The following is a 19618-nucleotide window of genomic DNA, read 5'->3' on the forward strand; positions in this document are numbered from 1 at the left end:
TATGACACAAGAGCAGCTACACAAGCTAGATACATATCTCTTAGAAAATGATGAAATGCTTGCTCTTGTCTATGCGTGTGATGAAGCGCTTTTGCCAAAATTTAGCCAAACACAGGTTATGCAGGATTTTTTTACACAATTTTTTGACAAAACCCCTACTATCAATGATCTTAATACAATAAAACATCTTATCACCCCCAAACTTACACAGCCTCTGTATGCTACACTTATGAAACATTTTCTCACACTCTGTGAAGCACAAGTCATTAGCAAGGCGTATTTTCATCATCTTTTGCTTAGTATCCAATCACACAAACAAGATTCACAAACTCCCACGCACACGCACTCTACCCAAAAAGATCTTTGCCACATACACGCGCGCATAGAAGAATTTTACCAAGCTCTCCAAAGCCTATGCACTCAAGATTCTCAAACACAAGCCCTCCACAAAATATGGCACAACACAAAAGAGCAAAAATTTTCCATAGGCGTTACAGGAGTGCTTAGCGCAGGAAAAAGCACCTTTTTAAATGCGTTACTTGGTGAGGAAATTTTGGGAAGCTCTACGATCCCAGAGACTGCCAATCTCACGGTGTTACAATACGATACAACACAATATGCTAAGGTGCATTTTTGGAATCAAAAAGAATGGGAGGAGATTCTGCTAGATTCAGCTACCGATGAAGGACTTAGGCGCTTTGTGCAACAAACACAAGAAGCATTTGCAGATACATTACAAGAATACATCACGCCACAAGGCTTACAAAAACACATTGAACTTCACGAGCTTAACGCCTATACTTCAGCCAATCACACAAGCAAAATGTGCAACCTCATCAAAAAAGTAGAGCTTTTTACTCCTCTAAAATTTTTGCAAGGTGGCGTGCATATAGTCGATACACCCGGATTAGATGATCCAATTACTAAGCGTGAAGAAATTACCAAAGACTATATTAAAGATTGTGATTTGCTCATTCACCTTATGAATGCAAGTTGTGCCGCGACACAAGTTGATGTGGATTTTATACTAGAAACTCTCATAGAGCGCAATATTTCACGACTTCTTGTGGTGCTCACACGATCAGATCTCATCACACCAGAGGAGCTACACCAAAGTTTAGAATACACAAAGCAAAGTCTCCAAAATGCTATTGTAAAAATTTCTCAAAGCCTTGATTCACACGCAATTCTTTCGCGCATTACATTTTTGCCAATCTCTAGTTATAACGCCCTTATGGCACGCACACAAGATGTTGCACCAATGCCTATAGAGCAAACAGGTATTTTGGCTATCGAAGAATACCTAGATACTATGCTTTTAGGTGAAAATAGCCTTAAAGCGCGTGATATAGCCTATCTTTGTCTCAAATCTTTTGCCAACATTGCCCAAGACATCACACAAAATCTCTCTTTAGAATCTAAGATTTTACATGCAAGTAAAGAGGAATTACAAGATTTTATCGCTCAACAACAAGCACAAAATGCCCTACTAGAAAAGAAATCTGCACATATTGCCCAGACAATTACAACCCAAAAACAAGAACTCCAAAGCACACTCAAGATTCTCAATGACTTTATCACAATGTCGCTCCAAACTTCTCAAGATAGACTAAAAGAGCGCGTTACACAAAACCTCACATACGCGACAAAACAAAACCGCAGTATTACCAAAGACGATCTTAATGAACTCTTTAGTATCGCGCTCAAAGATATTTTTACAGACATCACACGCGAATACAAATACAAACTTAACACCAAAATCACACATCTTATCCAAGAAGTGGATACAAAATTGCAAGAATTTTGCATAAATCTCAATCTCTCGCACACACCACCAAGCTTTAGTTTTTATGCCAAAGATGAACAAATTGCACATTTTGTGCATACACTAAGCCAAGAGGTTTTTACGCTTAAATCATCAAGCGCACTTGCAAATAAGCTAGATTCACTATTTAGCGATACCTTTAAGCAATTTAGCGAATTAATCTTTACTAAATCCACACATACAAAACAAGCATTATTGGAGTTTTTTGATAGCATTAGTATGGCTATCGCACAAGACTTTCAACGCCAAATCGCACACAAAAATGAGGCATTGCAAAAAGCCCTAGAACAATTTGAAAAAAGCAATAATCAAGAAACAAAAGATGCTCTTGCCTCCAAGCTAGATTCTATCATACAACTTAAAGAGCGTATCACACAAGCCTATAAGGAGCTAGAATGAGTGTTTTGCAAGATTTTATCACCCAATTTAGCGCGCTTGCCTACCAAAATCCTCTAGCCAAAAGCATCATTGCTACACGCACACTTCTTAGCCAACATTTTGTGCTAGATTCTACAGATTCTGCACTATTTCAAAAACTTCTTACACAGCTTGACGCACCGCTAAAAATTGCGGTAATAGGACAATTCTCTAGCGGTAAAAGCACTTTTTTAAATGCGTTGCTTGAACAAGAAATCCTACCTAGTGGAATCATACCGCTTACCTCCAAAGTGTGTGAGATTAGCTATGGGGAAAATTTGCACCTAGAGATTTTTTATAAAGATGGCACACATACTTTTGCACCACTTGAGTTTTTAGAACAAGTGCAGCCAACGATAAATACACAAATTAGCCATTACAAACTCTATGCACCCGTGCCACTTCTCCAAGAAGTTACATTTTTGGACACACCAGGTTTTAACTCCCAAAATCAAGAAGATACCGACATAACCAATACAATCCTCCAAGAAGTCGATGGAATCATTTGGGTAAGCCTCATTGATAATGTTGGCAAAAATAGCGAACGCGAAATCCTCAATACACATATCCGACATTATCGCGCTAAAAGTTTATGTGTGCTAAACCAAAAAGATAGATTAAAAAATGCTACCGAACTTCATACGAGTTTGCGTTATGCACAAGAAGCATTTAGCGGAATTTTTGAAAACATTATCGCAATTTCTGCCAAAAATGCACTCAAGGCAAAATCCCAAAAACAATCCCAAATCACAAATGACGAGAAAGAAACGCTTTATATAGAATCTGGCTTTAATGAAGTGTTGGAATTTATTCACACGCACCTTATGCCACAAAAAACGCAAAACAAGGTGCATAAAACATTGTATGTCTTGCGTGGATTAGTGCTTAAATATTATCGGCGTTTGCATATCCCACAAATTCATCTCAACAACCTAGCAACAAGCCTAGAATCATATGGCGCATTGGAGATGAACCAAGAACTTATCAAACAATCCCAACAACTTTTTGGTGCATTAGATTCGCGTTTGCTCACGCTCACGCAGCAACTTTTTGGTGCATTGGAGCGAACCAAGCTTTCTTTTAGCAAGGCGCGAAAGAATGCTATAGGACTAAAAACGACACAAGAATATGAAAAAGATGTGTATATATTGCCACTAGATTCGGTGCTAAATACCTTGCAGAGACAAGATAACCCACTTACATCACAATGGCATACCCTTTTTGGTGCAATAAAGCACTTTGGCATGGAATTTCTTGATACTCTCCCATCATTTACGACAATCTTGCAAGAATGGGAAAACCGCGCTTTACACACGCACCAACGACATACACCCCTCTTTTTACCCTATGTCTCAAGTCTCCCATCGCATTTGCAAGAATGGTTTTTATGTTTTCATGAAATTCCTCTAGCATTTCAAGCCACCATAGACATACTCAAAACCTCTCTACAAGGTCAAACACAAGCACTCGCGCAACTTTTGGACAAAACACTAAAAAATGCCATTAAACTTGTGTGTCTTGAAATAGATTCTAAAATCAAACAAGGAATCCAAAATCACCAAAAAGACAGCGACACATTTCCACTTTATGAACCAAATATGGAAAATATTCGTGATATGCTAAATAATGCAATAGGGTTTGAATACTATCAGGATCGGCTTTTTTTGCACAACAACATCGCCAAAGCCCTTATACGAGATACACAATCTGCACTCAAATCCGTGAGTGAGCAACACATACAAACATTACAAACTATAAAAACACTCAATACACAGATTCTCACACAGCTAAAAGACCATATCCAAAAATTACAATCTTCTTACACAATATAGCCCTTGCATTTGCGACTACAAGCCTACTACTTATGCCACACACAGGGTGAGAATCCTAAATATCAAGGACTAACCACCCTCTATGTTTTAGTATTTTCTTTCTAAAATACCTTGCGCTTTTTTAATCATAGGAATATCCACTACATTGCCCTCAAAGCTAAATGTTTCTCCCTTATGAAGCTCTACTAAGCGCAATATTTCTTTTGCCCATTCAATTTGATTATTGCCTTGAGCAAAAATTGCATTAATAATTGCAAGCTGATTTGGATAAAATGTCAATGATCCTCCAAAACCCATAGAATACGCTAATTCCATATTTGTCTTAAGTCTTGACTCATCTCTAGTATTTGGGAAAACACGATTAATAGGAGGCAACAGATTATTGATTCTACTAGCCAATGCCATTTGTGTGCGCACATAATTAAGCATAAAATCCTTACCTTCACCATCTCTCAAGCCCAAATCCAAAATCATATCAAATGCCCCAAAAGCGAGCTGTTTTACACATGGTTGTGAGGCTGTGATAGGTAAATTTTGCACACCCAATGCGCTTTCGATAAGCAAAAGTAATGGAATCTCTCCAAGTGCATTGATGACAGATTCTATATGTGCTTTTTGCTCAGTTTTAGCCAACATAACACCATGAAGCTTATCTAAACCAAGCTCTAGCAAAAACTTCATATCATCTGCAAAAAATGGACTTTGCGCATCATTGACACGAACAAAAAATTTATATTGTGCATTATCGAGACAAAAACGCAAAACATTAGCTCTACCCTCATCTTTGCGCTCACTTGGCACAGAATCTTCCAAATCCAAAATAATGGCATCGGCTTCACTTTCAAAACTTGGCATAAAATTCTCTGGCTTGATACTAGAAACAAAAAGGAGGCTTTTAGCCTTGGGATAAGTAGAATTAGACATTGTATATCCTTTAAAAAAAGAATGTAATCTGTAATAGATCTAGCAAAGATTATAGCAGAAATACAAAATTTTTAAACAAAAATATACTAAAATATTAAAATGTATTCTATTGAATGCAACATACTTTCTTTTACTATAAGTTTGAGTATGCAACTTTCACGCAACGTTTAGCAACATCATATCAAAATATACATTAGCGTTATCTAAGTATACAAAATACACATCAGAAACCAAATCTACTCTATCAAGAATAAAATTTTAAGTTATAATGTGTCAAACAAATCAAACAAAAGAAGTGTTCATGCAAAAAAGTAACCAAAAAAATTCTAGTGATAAAATCTATGATTACATCATAGAATCCATTAAACAAGGCAAATTTAAACCCAAGGATAGAATCAAAGAACAGGATTTGATTCAAGAAACAGGATTAAGCAGAACGCCTATACGAGAGGCATTGGGAATCTTGGTTAATGAGGGTATCTTAGTCCAAGATGGAAAAAAGGGATTAATGGTTTCTGGTTTGGACTTAATTTCTATTACCAAACTTTATGAAATGCGCGAGTTTTTAGAGGGAGAAGCAGCACGATTGGCAACTTTGTTTGTCTCTAAGGTTGAGATAGAAATTTTGCACAATATCATAGAAGAACAAAAACATATTAGTGATATTGCAGAAGCAAGAGCTAATAATGTGTTGTTTCACGAGATGATTTATCGTTGCTCTAATAATAATTACCTTTTTAAAATTATGCAAAATTTGGATAAATCCCTTATCTTGCTTGGAGAAAGCACTTTGGCAAAGCCAGAGAGAATCCAAGAAACTTATATGGAACATGCAAATATTTTTGAAGCCATTAGAAAAGGTGATGAAAAAAAAGCACAAGAAATGGCACGATTTCATATTCATCAAGCCTACAAAATACGCCTTGAGAGAGTTTTAAAAAATAAATCTTAGTTCACACATCCTACATTTATATTTCCTTTTATCTCATTACTTGATTCCTCATTCAATACCATGATTGAGGTTTATTAGTATTATTAATGTTACTAAAATATACACTAATATGAGTTTTGATGTAACTTTATTTCTGAAACCCTATTGTTTTTTATAGAATAAAGCAAGGTAATGAATTTCAAAAAGGGAGTGATCATGGAACAAGTAATAGAAGAATCTCTTAAATTTGCTGAAGAGCTACAAAGCAAGATTGAAGCAAATATTTCACAAAGTGAGCAAGAATTTCATGGCAAAATGCAAAAATTACTTAACAATCCCAAAAATAAAGTTATGCTTATAGAGCTTTTGGATCGCTCTTTTAGGTGCAAAGATAAAAGAGCCTCTTTTGAGTTAATAGAACATACTTTAAATAAATTTGGTATAGCAGACTTTTTCTCGCCTTTTGAGAAATTCTTGCTTTATAGTTTTATTACTTTGGGTCGATTCGCGCCAAATGTTTCTGTTCCCTTTTTTGTCTCTCATTTGAGAAAAGATACAAGTGCTATGGTGTTAGATGCAGATAAAAACTTTTTAAAACCTCACATAGAAAAAAGAAAACAAAATGATCACATTACTTTAAATGTAAATTTAATTGGTGAAGAGGTCTTGGGTGAAGCAGAATCGCAATATAGAATCCAAAAGTATGAAGAAGCTTTGCAATCAAGCTTTATTACATATATTTCTATCAAAATCACCACTATTTTTTCACAAATCAACATTATAGACTTTGAATATTCAAAAAATGAAGTGGTAAAAAGACTCGATCATCTTTATGCCCTAGCCGAAGTGGAGGAAAAAAGGCAAGGTGTGGAGAAATTTATCAATCTTGATATGGAAGAATTTCGGGATCTTGAGCTAACAGTTGCTGCCTTTATGGAAAGTCTTTCTAAATTTAATATTAAAGCAGGTATTGTTTTACAGGCTTATATACCGGATTCTTATGAATATCTTAAAAAACTCTTTGCTTTTTCAAAACAAAGAGTGCAGGAAGGTAAAAAACCTATAAAAATTCGCTTTGTAAAAGGTGCAAATATGGAGAGTGAGGAGACAATCGCTAGTCAAAGGGGCTGGGAGCTTCCTACTTTCTCTAAAAAGATTGATACAGATAGTAATTATAATAAAATGCTTGATTTTATCTTACAAGATGAAAATTATAAATATATCAACATTGGTATAGCAAGTCATAACATTTTTGAAATTGCTTATGCCTATACAAGAATCAAGGAAGCAAACGCGTTTGAAAGCTTCACCTTTGAAATGCTTGAGGGTATGAGTTTGCAATGTTCTTATGAGATTTCTAAACTTCATAATCTTATTTTGTATGCGCCCGTGTGTGATGAAGCACATTTTAATAATGCCATAGCTTATCTTGTTCGAAGACTTGATGAAAATACAAGTGAAGATAACTTTATGCGATATTTCTTTAATTTAAAGGTAGGTGATGCAAATTGGCAAGCACAAAAAGCATTGTTTTTAAAAAGCCTTGAAGGCATCAAAAATTTGGATAATAGCACCCATAGAACGCAAGATAGAAATAAAGAACCAACAATCAAAAGCGCCTATGAAACTAAGGTATTCAAAAATGAAAGTGATACAGATTTTATTTTGCCTCAAAATAGAGAATGGGCAAAAAAAATCAAAGAAAAATATGAAAATTTAGAAGCCTATAAAGTCTATCCTGTGATTTCTGAAGTGATTAAAAAGGCGGATTTAAAACACATAGAAGTAAGAGATAAGATTAAAAATCGTTTGATTGCTCAAGTGCATTTAGCCGGTGAAAAAGAGATTAAACAAGCCCTAGAAGTTGCTAGAAATTCTAAATTTAAAGAAAAAAGTTTTGATGAGATTCATCAAATTTTAGCCAAGGCAGCTAAGATTATGAGGGAAAAAAGAGGGGATTTAATAGGAATTGCAGCCCTAGAAGTAGGAAAGACTTTTTTAGAAATTGATCCTGAAGTGAGTGAAGCTATTGATTTTACTGAATTCTATCCTCATTCTTTGGCTACATTAATCAAGCAAAATCCAAAAACAAAATTTGCACCCAAAGGTGTTGGAGTAACAATAGCCCCTTGGAATTTCCCTGTTGGAATCTCAGTGGGGACAATAGTAGCTCCATTGGCAGCAGGTAATGCAGTGATTTATAAGCCTTCATCTTTATCTACACTCACAGGGTATATGATATGTGAATGTTTGTGGGAAGCTGGAGTGCCAAAAGATGCCCTTATTTTCTTGCCTTCAAAAGGAAGTGATATTTCAAAATATTTACTCACTAATGAAGCGATAAAATTTGCTATTCTCACAGGAGGAGAAGAGACAGCCTATAGGATGCTAGAAGCTAACCCAACCTTGCTTTTAAGCGCAGAAACTGGCGGTAAAAATGCTACCATTGTCTCAAAATTTGCCGATAGGGATAGTGCGATTAAAAACATTATCCACTCTGCTTTTTCAAATTCAGGACAGAAGTGTTCAGCTACTTCTTTGCTTGTTCTTGAAGATGAGGTTTATAATGATAAAGAATTCAAAAAAACCCTTGTGGATGCAGCTTCATCTATGCTAGTTGGCTCACCTTTTGAATTTAAAAATAAAATTGCAGCACTTTGTGATGAAATTGATCCAAAAGTCCAAAGAGCCTTAGATGAATTGAAGCCTTATGAAGAATGGGCGTTAAAACCAAAATTTATAGATGACAATAAACATTTAATGAGTCCGGGCATAAAATATGGCACCAAAAAAGGTGATTTTACGCATATGACAGAGCTTTTTGCGCCCATTCTTAGTGTGATGAGGGCAAAAGATCTTAAGGAAGCTATTGAGATAGTTAATGCTACAGGATATGGTTTGACAGCTGGTTTTGAAAGTCTTGATGAAAGAGAATGGGAGTATTTCCATACGCATATAGAAGCAGGAAATATTTATATCAATAAGCCAACTACTGGTGCTATCGTGCTTCGCCAGCCTTTTGGTGGAGTGAAAAAATCAGCCATAGGTTTTGGTAGAAAGGTGGGAATTTATAACTACATTACGCAATTTTTAGAAATTACCCAAGAAGAAGCAGATAATCATTTGCTTGAAAATAGAATTTCAACAACACTTAAAGATTTGGGAATGAGTGAGCTTGATAAAATGGCACAATCTTATGCCTATCATTATAAAAATGAATTTTCTGTAGCAAAAGATTATGTTGATATTAGGGGCGAGGATAATCTCTTTTCTTACACTAAGATTAAAAATCTAGCTTACAGGGTTTGCAAAGAGGATAGCCTAAGAGATATTTTGGGGGTTATTTTGGCTGCAAATATAGCAACAATAGAGCTTTTAGTAAGCTTTGAAGAAAATCCATACATACAAAAAGCAAAGGAATTGTGTCAAAAGCTAGGCTTTAAAGTTGAGTTCTTAGAAGAAACACAAGAGGATTTTGTGAATAAAATTTCAAATTATGAAAGAATCCGCTACCACTTGATACCAAATGTTGATGATAAGATTTATAAGGAAGCTTCAAGATTGGCTAAGATTATTATTAGAGAGAAGCCACTTATAAATGGTCGATTTGAGCTTCTATTCTATCACAATGAAAAATCTGTGAGTATATCTTATCATCGCTATGGAAATTTAGGAATCCGAGCTTTAGAAAAATAACAGGAGGACATAATGGAAGCTGTAAGAATCAATACGCCTATTGCAGTTATGTTTGTTGCTTATGCAACTTTAATGCTTTTTATAGGTTTTTATTTTTACCGACAAAATAAAAGTAGTGAAGATTATTTTCTAGGTGGGCGTTCTATGGGTCCTGTGGTTTCAGCACTAAGTGCTGGAGCTTCAGATATGAGCGGATGGTTGCTTATGGGCTTACCGGGAGCATTATATATAAGTGGGTTTATCGATAGCTACATTGCCATAGGTTTAACTATAGGAGCAAGTTTGAATTGGATTTTTGTCGCCAAGAGACTTCGCATTTATACGAGTGTTGTAGCTGATTCATTGACAATTCCCGATTATTTTGAGACACGCTTTAGCGATGATAAACATATTTTACGCGTGGTTTGCGCGGTGGTGATTCTTATTTTCTTTACTTTTTATGTTTCATCGGGGCTTGTAAGTGGTGCGAAACTTTTTGAGGAAGTCTTTGGGATTAAATATTCTTATGCACTCACTACAGGAACTTTGATTATTGTAGCCTATACCTTTTTTGGAGGTTATAAGGCGGTGTGTTGGACAGACATGATTCAGGGCTTACTAATGCTTTCTGCACTTGTCATCTTACCACTTGTAATGCTTTCACACATTGGGGGTTTGAGTGAAGCAAAGAAATATATTAGTCTCTCTGATGATTCGAGCAAAAAGATCGTAGAAATTCAAGGGCAAATCCCAAGCATACTCAGTAATCTCCAATCTACAGAATCTCAAGAAAAAATACAATCTTTAATTGCAGCGCTTAAAAATACTCAAGATCGTAATATTAGCGCTGCCAATCTCGATAAAAATCTTAAAAATGATACACAAATTTTGATGCTTTTTAATCAAGATTTAAACTCTTTAATTACTTCAAGCGATCTTGCTAAAAGACTTGAATTAGCAGTAGAAACCAATGATAGTGAAACTTTAACTTCGTTGCTTTTGGCATTCTCAAAAATACCTTTTGCAGCAAAAGAGAGATTACAATGGCTTAGTGGTGTGTCATTAATTAGTATTATTTCTGCCCTTGCTTGGGGGATTGGTTATTTTGGGCAACCTCATATCCTTGTGCGTTTTATGTCAATTCGATCAACCAAAGATGTATCAAAAGCAACTTTTATTGGTATAAGTTGGATGATTATTTGCCTTGCTGCATCTTGCTCTATTGGTGTACTAGGTATAGCCTACATCAATAAATTTAATCTCACCTTAGCAGATCCAGAAAGAATTTTTATTATGATGTCTCAATTATTATTTAACCCATGGATTGCTGGAATCCTATTGAGTGCAATTTTGGCAGCTATTATGAGCACAGCTAGCTCACAGCTACTTGTTTCTAGTTCCACGATTGCAGAGGATTTTTATAAAAAAATTTTCAAACAAGAGGCTTCTAGCGCCATGGTATTACGCCTAGGTAAAATCGGGGTGCTTATAGTCGCCTTGATTGCATTTGTTATTTCTACTGATAAAGATTCAAGTGTTTTAAGTATTGTAGCTTATGCTTGGGCGGGGTTTGGAGCGTCTTTTGGATCTGTGATGATTTTTTCACTCTTTTGGAGCAGAATGACAAGAATTGGTGCCATTGCAGGAATGATTAGTGGTGCGGCTGTAGTGGTGCTATGGAAGCAATTTTTTGGTTATACGGGTATCTATGAGATTATTCCGGGATTTTTGATAGCATCTCTAGCCATTGTTATTTTTAGTCTTATGAGTGATGTGCGTCCTGGAACTAAAGACGCTTATCAAAAAATGTTAAAGAACCTTTAGTCAGAAGTCCTCTACGCTTCTGACCCTCAAAACACTCTTCAAGATATAAACCTTATTAAAATTTAGCATTCTTTTATGCTTCCCAACGCCACATTTCTACACGCATAAAACCTATATGTATTAGAGAATGGATTCCTATTGTGTTTTTTTGTAACAAAAATAAATTTTTGTATACAAAAGAATTCTTTTTAATATTAAAAAAGAAAAATTTTTTTTACAATCATTACAGGTAGAGCAACATTGTTCTACAAAATTCAAAACAGAAAGGAGCATTTATGTCAAGAGCAAGAGAAGATGCTAAAGCGATTTTTCGCGTATCAAGTGGTAACTTTTTGGAAATGTATGATTTTGCGGTGTATGGATTCTATGCTGCTTTTATTGCAAAGATTTTCTTCCCTGCAGAAAATGAGTTTCTTTCCATTATGCAAAGCTTTTTAGCTTTTGGAGTGGGATTTTTAATGCGTCCGTTGGGTGCGATTGTGCTTGGTGGATATATGGACAAACATGGTCGTAAAAAAGGACTTTTGGTTACGCTTACTTTAATGGCAATAGGCACACTTACTATTGCGTTGTGTCCGGGTTATGAGAGTATTGGGGTTTTGGCACCAATTATTGTTGTGATTGGACGACTTTTGCAAGGTTTTAGTGCTGGAGCTGAAGTAGGTGGGGCAAGCGTGTATCTTGCTGAAATTGCACCAAAACACTTGCGAGGATTCTATGTTTCATGGCAAAGTGGTAGCCAACAAGTTGCCACCATTTTTGCAGGAGCTATTGGGGTTGGATTGCACTATTGGATTGGGGATGCCATTATGGAAGCGTGGGGTTGGAGGATACCTTTTATCATTGGTTGTCTTGTTGTGCCATTTATTTTTTATATTAGACGCACGTTAGAAGAAACACCTGAATTTGAGGCAAAAAAACATCATGCCCCTAAAACTTTTGCAGCAATCTTTGAGAATATGGCAGAAAATTTTCCTGTTATTATTGCTGGGGTATTTTTTGTAATGATGACAACGGTTACATTTTATTTTGTTACCTCCTTTACGCCACATTTTGCAAGCAATATTTTGAACTTTACTAAATTAGAGGCGTTTATTGTAACTGCGATTGTAGGGGTGAGCAATCTTTTTTGGTTGCCTGTCTCTGGATTTGTAGGTGATAAAATTGGTCGCAAAAAAGTCGCGTTGCTTATGACTTTTTTGGGTATGATTTCTGCTTATCCTATGTTGGGTTGGTTAGCAGGAATGGCAGAGAGTGGCACATTAACTTTTGGTAAATTTGTTTTGGTGGAGCTTTGGTTTAGCTTTATTTTTGGTGGATACAATGGAGCGATGGTGTGTGCATTATCTGAAATAATGCCAAAACACGTAAAAGCCTTAGGATTCTCCTTTTCATATTCTATTACGGTAGCAATTTTTGGAGGCTTTACTCCTGCGGTTTCAACTTTCCTTACTAAATATACAGGCAATCCAGCGTCTCCAGCGCTTTGGCTTACCTTTGCTGCGATTTGCTCTTTTATAGCCAGTGTGGTTATTTTTAGAAGAGGTGGTTTTTATGATAGACAACAACAAGGAGAACATCAATGAAATTAAAAGAATTTGATATTATTGTTATTGGCGGTGGTAATGCTGCATTGTGTGCGGCTATCAGCGCCAAAGAAGCAAATAATAATCTTAAAGTTGCTCTCTTAGAATCTTCGCCAAAAAAATGGCGAGGGGGCAACTCCCAACACACACGAAACTTGCGTTCTATGCACGATGCTCCAACTGATGTTTTGACTGATACATATAGTGAAGATGAATTTTTTGATGATGTCTTTAAGGTTACAAAAGGACAAACAAACGAAGAATATGCAAGATTTGTTATTTCTCACACACCAGAAGCGGTAGTGTGGGCGAAAAATCACGGCGTTAGATTCCAACCCTCTATGCGTGGGACTTTGCATTTGGGTCGGACAAATGCCTTTTTTCTTGGTGGTGGAAAGTCTTTAGTAAATGCGTATTTTGCCTGTGCAAATGAGCTAGGAATTGAGATTTTTTATGAACACGAGGCTTTAGACTTAATCATAGAAGACAAAACTTGCAAAGAAGTGATTGTTTTAGATAAGCAATCTAAAGAAGAATTGCGATTTGTTGCAAAAGCCTTTATTATTGCAAGCGGTGGGTTTGAATCAAACCTAGAATGGCTTGAAGAAGCGTGGGGTGAAAAAGCAAGAAACTTTATCATTCGTGGCACACGATTTAATCAAGGCAAAATGCTACAAGCACTGCAAAAAGGAAATGCGAAAATCATTGGAGATCCAACACAAGGACATATGGTGGCTATCGATGCAAGAACACCAAAATATGACGGAGGGATTGCCTCAAGGGTGGATTGCGTTTCTTTGGGGATTGTGGTTAATAAATATGCAAAAAGATTCTATGATGAGGGTGAGGATTTTTGGCCTAAGCGATATGCGATATGGGGAAGACTTGTTGCACAACAAGAAGATCAAATTGCTTTTTCTATCACAGATTCTAAAGTGCAAAAATGCTATATGCCTTCTCTTTTCCCTCCTATTGTTGCACAAAGTATCGAGGAGTTAGCCCAAAAAATTGGACTAGATTCTAAAGCCTTGCAACAAACCATAACCGAATATAACGCAAGTGTGGTTGATGGAGATTTTAATCATACAATTCAAGATAATTGTCATACTAAAGGCTTAGAAGTAGAAAAAACGCATTGGGCATTGAGAATTGATACCCCACCTTTTTATGCCTATCCATTGCGACCGGGCGTTACCTTTACATATATGGGTGTCAAAGTCAATAAAAATGCTCAAGTCTATGCGAGTGATGAGAATCTCTTTGCCAATCTCTTTGCTGCTGGAGAAATTATGGCAGGAAATATCTTGACACAAGGCTATGTAGCAGGTTTTGGTATGAGCATTGGAACGGTGTTTGGTAGATTAGCTGGACAAAATGCCGCCAAAAGTATATAAGGAGTAAGTATGCAAACAACACAACCTATTTGGACTATCAAAGAAACCAAAGATGATTCAAACATTTATACTATCGCGACAAAATCTTGCGTGATTTGCAATTCTTGTCGGTATTGCGAGGGGCTTTGTGCGGTATTTCCGGCAATGGAAAAATATCGAGAATTTTCAGATAGGCAAATTGATTATCTAGCAAACCTTTGTCATCAGTGCAGTGAGTGCTTTTATGATTGTCAATACGCTCCTCCGCATGAGTTTAATGTCTCTATTCCTACACAATTTGCACAAGTGCGCAAAGAAAGCTACAAAAAATACGCCTTTCCAAACTTTTTAGGTAGAGCGTTTGATAGCAGTGCGTGGCTGACAACGATTTTGCTTGTTGTAGCGCTATTTGCTGGATTTTTTGTAGCTTCTACGCAAACAATGGCAGGAGAACAAGCAAGAGGAGACTTTTTTGCCGTGATACCTTATGAATATATGGTAAGCACCTTTAGTATTGTTTCTATTTTTGTCTTGGTGGCTTTAATCACTGGATTTGTGAAATTTGCTAGGGCTATTGAATTAAGCGGTGTGAATGCTAGAGTGTTTGTGCGAAGTCTCAAAGATGCGCTCACGCTAAAATATCTTGGTGGGCATAAAAGCGAGGGCTGCACATATCCAAATGACAAAAGAAGCAACGCACGCAGAATCTTTCACCATTTTACGGCATATGGATTTGTATTTTGTTTTATCGCGACAAGCTTAGGAGCGTTTTATCATCATTTTTTACATCTCTCTGCGCCTTATGACATAACACAACTTCCCAAGATTTTTGGTAGCATTGGTGGGGTTGCGCTTTGTATTGGTGTTTTGGGATTGTTTGTGCTAAAGCTTATAGCTGATAGAGAAATTGTAGATGAAAAAAGTGTAAGTATGGATTATGCCTTTTTGTTTATGCTATTTATCGCAAGTTTTAGTGGATTGTTGTTGATGTTTGTCAAAGAAAGTGCTCTACTATCTTATGCATTGTGGTTTCACTTAAGCTGCATTATGGTCTTTTTCCTTATGATTCCATACTCGAAATTCGTGCATATTTTTTATCGCTTTATAGCATTGCTCAAATACAATGCACAAGAAGAAGCTTAAGGCTTCTTCTTAGGTTATCCATATCTTATATGCATAGCGTATTTGGATACACTTAAAAACATCGCCTAATATTTCAAGGGCTTTGGTTTAGAATCTTTTAAAAACATTACGATACAAGACAAAGGTATCATTTTGCCTCGCTTGTGGTGCAAATACACACTTACAAAAAATAAGAATATCCTAAATATATTCTTTAAAAAACTCATATAATCTTTGATAAATTTCTTTATTTCTAGATTCAATATCTTTTTTTTAGCTTATTCTTGGTGTAAGTATCTTTTTTAACTCCCTAATTTACCTCACTTTCTCGCCAAAATCCCATAAAACTAAATATTTTCTTAAGAGGCTTCAGAGAGATTTATACATTGCCCAAAATAGATTTTTGAATAAAATCTTTTGTTATGCTTAAATTTTATTTGCATTCATAATATTTATACACCTTTGATACACGCTTTTATTGTTTATAATGACAATTGTTAACTCTTTCTTGGTTCTTGTAATAGCTTGAAAAAGCGTTTCAATTGGAGGATAATGAGATGCTGCTTTATACTGAAGTTTGTTATCCTGTGTATAGTAAAAGTCTTGAGTGATTGCCACTACAACCCTATCATATTCTTGTCCTATAGCTTGATGTGCGCTTGTCTTAGAATTAAATCTTATGGCATCTAAGTTCTCTTCTGTAAATAAACTTGTTGAAAGATAAATATATTTCCAATCATTGCTTTCTAGATAATCTATGTATCTCCCTGCTTCTTGTATATCTTCTGTATAGAAAATAGATATATTTTTATAGTCCTGTCCTGTCAAATTATCACCTTTTAATTTATTAAAATCAAATAGCTTCCTGATAAAAGAATACAATTCTTTATTGTGTCTAATTTTGTTTGTTAATTCAGAGCGAATTTTTGCTTTTTGCTTAATTTTTCCGACCACTTCCTCAGCATTGTTCTTTTTATTAAGTCTTTGTCTCACATCATGTGAAAAAATAAGTATGCTTTCACTTAATTGCTCAAAAATATCATCAATTTCATTACCGATACGCTGTGCTTCATCAAAAATTACGACATCATATTTGACATTATTATTTTTTAATAGACTATTAAAATCTTTAATTGAAACGATATTCATGCCATTATCGTTTAATTTATGAACACCATCATTTATCAAGGCACAATGAACTACGATTACTTTATAATTCTCACGTATAAGTGTTCTTGCAATATCATAAGTTAGTAGTGTTTTCCCTGTTCCAGCACTGCCTGAAATTGAAAATATTTTATGTTTGTCTATATTTGTTATAATTCTCTTTTTAATCCCCTCTTGATGATCTGTAAGAAAGTATTGCTCATTTAAAAATTCAATAGTATTATTAAAAGGAGAAACTAAGTATCGTGTTGGCACAAACAACTGATCTAGATGCTTGTTTACATCATCCATGTTTGCTATAATGTCTAGCATCTTTTTTATAGTTATATCAACAATACTTTTTGATTGATTATTGTAATAGTAAAATTGTTGCTTACTAGCAATAAAAACATAACAATATACTTTATCTCTTATTGCTGATAAATAATAATAATTTCTTTGAAGCTGCTTTACAATCTTATCCTCTTTAATTTCTTCATGTTTTAATTCTATATTTACAACAGCATTGCTTCCAATTTTTAGCAAATCGAATTCTTTACCAATTTGTGGTATCTGATAGCCAACATAATAATTTTCAAAAATTTGTAATTCTGAAGAGCTCTTTTTCATAAGATTGCATAAAATATTAATATCTTCCAATTCATGTTTTTTGCACTTTGCAATATTCAAACAATGAGTCACATTTGCTTTATCTACCAAACCATATTTAATTATATTGGCAAGATTTAATAGGTTTTGTTTAGACATTTAATTGCTTTCTATCATTGGCAACCCAAGTTTTTGCAGTGGAATGTAATTAAAATAATACTGACATCGCACACTAATAATATAATCTAACACATCTTTATATTCAGGCTTTCTAAACCAATCATTTAAGAGATAAATATATTCCACCTCAACATTTGCTCTAGAAAATAACTTTTGGTATTGCTTTTTCTTAAAATCACAAGTTTGCAGTTTCTCGTCCGCAGATCCTTCTACACTTTGAAATTTACATTCAATAATATGCAAAGTATTATTAATGATTACATAAATACTATCATCAGGCAAAAGTTTTCTAGAAATGCACTCTTTCCAATTAATGTCTAATTCTTTTAAAAAATCATAAAGTTTGTGCTTTTTAAAAATCCTTGCTATTTTTTTATTGTTAAAAAATACCTCTTGCTTTTCGTTTATTGCATAGTCTTCTTGTTGTGATATAAACATTGCTAAATCAACTTGCCCCTCAAAAATTAATCCAGTTTGTGTATTGCCTCCACCCATTCCACCTTGTATCACAATAATCCTTTTATATTTAAATCTTTTATTTTTGAATATATGGTTTTAAAATTATTTTCTAACTCCATTTTTCTTTTTATAGATATATCTATAAATTCATTTTCTTTCTCTATACCTATAAATCTTCTTTTAAGCAAATTTGCTGCAATTCCAGTGGTAGAGCTCCCGCTAAATGGATCGCAAATTACAGAATCCCCATTGCTTGCCATTAAAATTAAACGTGCAAGCAAAGCAAGAGGTTTTTGCGTAGGATGCTTACCATTTACTTTTTCCCAAGGAGCGATAGCAGGAAAAGTCCAAACATCTCGCATTTGTTTATTGTCATTTAATTGCTTTAAAAGTTCATAATTAAAAATATGTTTATGTTTAGCACTTTTTCTAGCCCAAATAACCTGTTCTGTAGAATGCGTAAGATACCTACAACTAAAATTTGGCGGTGGATTAGTCTTTTGCCATGTAATGATATTTAGAATCTTAAAATCAAGCTTTTGCAAAATCCTACCAAGTGAAAAAATATTATGATAAGTTCCACTAATAAGAATGCTACCGGTATCTTTCAATGCAAGCTTTGCATTTTGTATCCAAGTAAGATTAAAAGCATCTATTTCATCTATATTGTCGCCCTTATCCCATTGCCCCTTATTTACGCTTACAATTTTTCCACTTTGAATACTCAAACCATCATTTGATAAAAAATAAGGTGGATCGGCAAATATCAAATCTATTTTGTCTCTAAAGCTTGGCAATATCTCATTGCAATCCCCTTGATAGAGAGAAAATAAAGCATCCTTACTAGCAAAAGTAGCATTAGACATTTTTTTTAACCTTTGATACAAATTCATCAATATTAGAGAGATTGTAAATTTCTACTTTTTTATAAGCCTCTGCTAGCTTATTTTTAGCTTCTAACCACCCCTTTCCATCTGTTATCCAGATAAATTCATATTCATCAAAAGTTTCAAATTTTACAACCAAATCTTGATAAGCTCTTGCAACTTCATTCAATTTACTTCCCCCACTTGTATAAAAATTACATTCTATACAATAAGTTTTATCAGGAGTAAAAATTACAAAATCAAATTTTTTTACATCATCACCAAAAGTTTTATAAAGCTTTGAAAATTCACCAATATAAACTTGCTCTTTAAAATCTAAGCCTGCCTTTGTAAAAATATTACTTATTATAGCCTCCATCACACTACCACCACGATTTTTTCGTGCATTTGTGTCAAGACCAACTTCTATCCCAAAAACAAAATCGTTTAAATCTTTTATTTTCCTATCGCTAAAAATTTTATCCAACCCACTTTCACAAATAAACTTATAAATTTTTTGCGGTTCTGTTAGATAAGAATTCATATCACACACTTTATTATTCTCATCCAACAATTGCTCATTACTAGACTTTCTAATAGCAATTAACAAAGGCAATACTTGAAAAGCTTTAGGATACTCATCAAACAACACTGTAATCTTTTCTTGCAATTCACATTGCTGCACACCGAGCAGAAAATTAAGATGATTGAGTGAAATTTTTACTTTATCTACATTTTGTATACATTTTTCCCAATCTACATAAAAATCAAGAGCTCTATTCGTGGGTTGCAAAGAACTGACAAAATCATCAAAACATAATACATTCTTCATTTTAAATCCTAAAATCC

At 34.7% G+C, this 19618-nt stretch carries 13 protein-coding genes; 8 read left to right on the forward strand and 5 right to left on the reverse strand.

Translation table 11 applies throughout. The features are described from left to right. The first annotated feature begins 1 nt into the window (after position 1). Both B9T66_RS02840 and B9T66_RS02845 read left to right on the forward strand, forming a co-directional pair. Complete coding sequence (locus B9T66_RS02840; RefSeq protein WP_095627491.1) at positions 2-2224, forward strand: dynamin family protein; 2223 nt, start codon at positions 2-4, stop codon at positions 2222-2224. Beyond that, entirely contained in the window at positions 2221-4074 is a 1854-nt protein-coding gene (locus B9T66_RS02845) for a dynamin family protein (protein ID WP_095627492.1), read from the forward strand. The genes B9T66_RS02840 and B9T66_RS02845 overlap by 4 nt, the downstream gene beginning before the upstream one ends. An 87-nt stretch (positions 4075-4161) precedes the next feature. Here B9T66_RS02845 and B9T66_RS02850 read toward each other — a convergent pair whose 3' ends face one another. After that, positions 4162-4998, reverse strand: a complete 837-nt coding sequence (locus B9T66_RS02850; protein ID WP_095627493.1) for an HpcH/HpaI aldolase/citrate lyase family protein — start codon at positions 4996-4998, stop codon at positions 4162-4164. Between the two features lie 301 nt (positions 4999-5299). Here B9T66_RS02850 and B9T66_RS02855 point away from each other — a divergent pair, with 301 nt between their 5' ends. From B9T66_RS02855 to tcuB, 6 genes are all read left to right on the forward strand, one after another. Beyond that, complete coding sequence (locus B9T66_RS02855) at positions 5300-5950, forward strand: GntR family transcriptional regulator (protein WP_095627494.1); 651 nt, start codon at positions 5300-5302, stop codon at positions 5948-5950. A gap of 195 nt (positions 5951-6145) precedes the next feature. After that, positions 6146-9625 carry a proline dehydrogenase family protein gene (locus B9T66_RS02860; RefSeq protein ID WP_095627495.1) on the forward strand — a complete coding sequence of 1160 codons (3480 nt, stop codon included), beginning with the start codon at positions 6146-6148 and terminating at the stop codon, positions 9623-9625. Positions 9626-9637: 12 nt separating this feature from the next. Next, a complete protein-coding gene (locus B9T66_RS02865) occupies positions 9638-11428 on the forward strand; it encodes a sodium:solute symporter family transporter (protein ID WP_095627496.1) in 1791 nt (596 codons plus the stop codon). Between the two features lie 275 nt (positions 11429-11703). After that, a complete protein-coding gene (locus B9T66_RS02870) occupies positions 11704-13014 on the forward strand; it encodes an MFS transporter (protein ID WP_095627497.1) in 1311 nt (436 codons plus the stop codon). Further along, positions 13011-14408, forward strand: coding sequence for an FAD-dependent tricarballylate dehydrogenase TcuA (tcuA, locus tag B9T66_RS02875; protein ID WP_095627498.1), 1398 nt, complete (start codon positions 13011-13013; stop codon positions 14406-14408). The genes B9T66_RS02870 and tcuA overlap by 4 nt, the downstream gene beginning before the upstream one ends. A 9-nt stretch (positions 14409-14417) precedes the next feature. After that, positions 14418-15530, forward strand: a complete 1113-nt coding sequence (gene tcuB, locus B9T66_RS02880; protein ID WP_143429087.1) for a tricarballylate utilization 4Fe-4S protein TcuB — start codon at positions 14418-14420, stop codon at positions 15528-15530. A 405-nt stretch (positions 15531-15935) separates the two neighbouring features. On the opposite strand, the gene B9T66_RS02885 is transcribed toward tcuB, so the two are convergent. The 4 genes from B9T66_RS02885 to B9T66_RS02900 are packed head-to-tail and all read right to left on the reverse strand — an operon-like array spanning position 15936 to position 19601. Next, complete coding sequence (locus tag B9T66_RS02885) at positions 15936-17423, reverse strand: DNA/RNA helicase domain-containing protein (RefSeq protein WP_095627499.1); 1488 nt, start codon at positions 17421-17423, stop codon at positions 15936-15938. Further along, positions 17424-17954, reverse strand: a complete 531-nt coding sequence (locus B9T66_RS02890; RefSeq protein WP_095627500.1) for a hypothetical protein — start codon at positions 17952-17954, stop codon at positions 17424-17426. After that, positions 17951-18769, reverse strand: coding sequence for a DNA-methyltransferase (locus tag B9T66_RS02895; protein ID WP_095627501.1), 819 nt, complete (start codon positions 18767-18769; stop codon positions 17951-17953). Before B9T66_RS02895 ends, B9T66_RS02890 begins: the two co-directional genes overlap by 4 nt. Further along, positions 18762-19601 carry a type II restriction endonuclease gene (locus B9T66_RS02900; RefSeq protein ID WP_095627502.1) on the reverse strand — a complete coding sequence of 280 codons (840 nt, stop codon included), beginning with the start codon at positions 19599-19601 and terminating at the stop codon, positions 18762-18764. The genes B9T66_RS02895 and B9T66_RS02900 overlap by 8 nt, the downstream gene beginning before the upstream one ends. Positions 19602-19618 lie beyond the last annotated feature (17 nt).

Origin of the sequence: Helicobacter sp. TUL (assembly GCF_002287135.1) — a bacterium.
Taxonomy (GTDB): Bacteria; Campylobacterota; Campylobacteria; order Campylobacterales; family Helicobacteraceae; genus Helicobacter_F.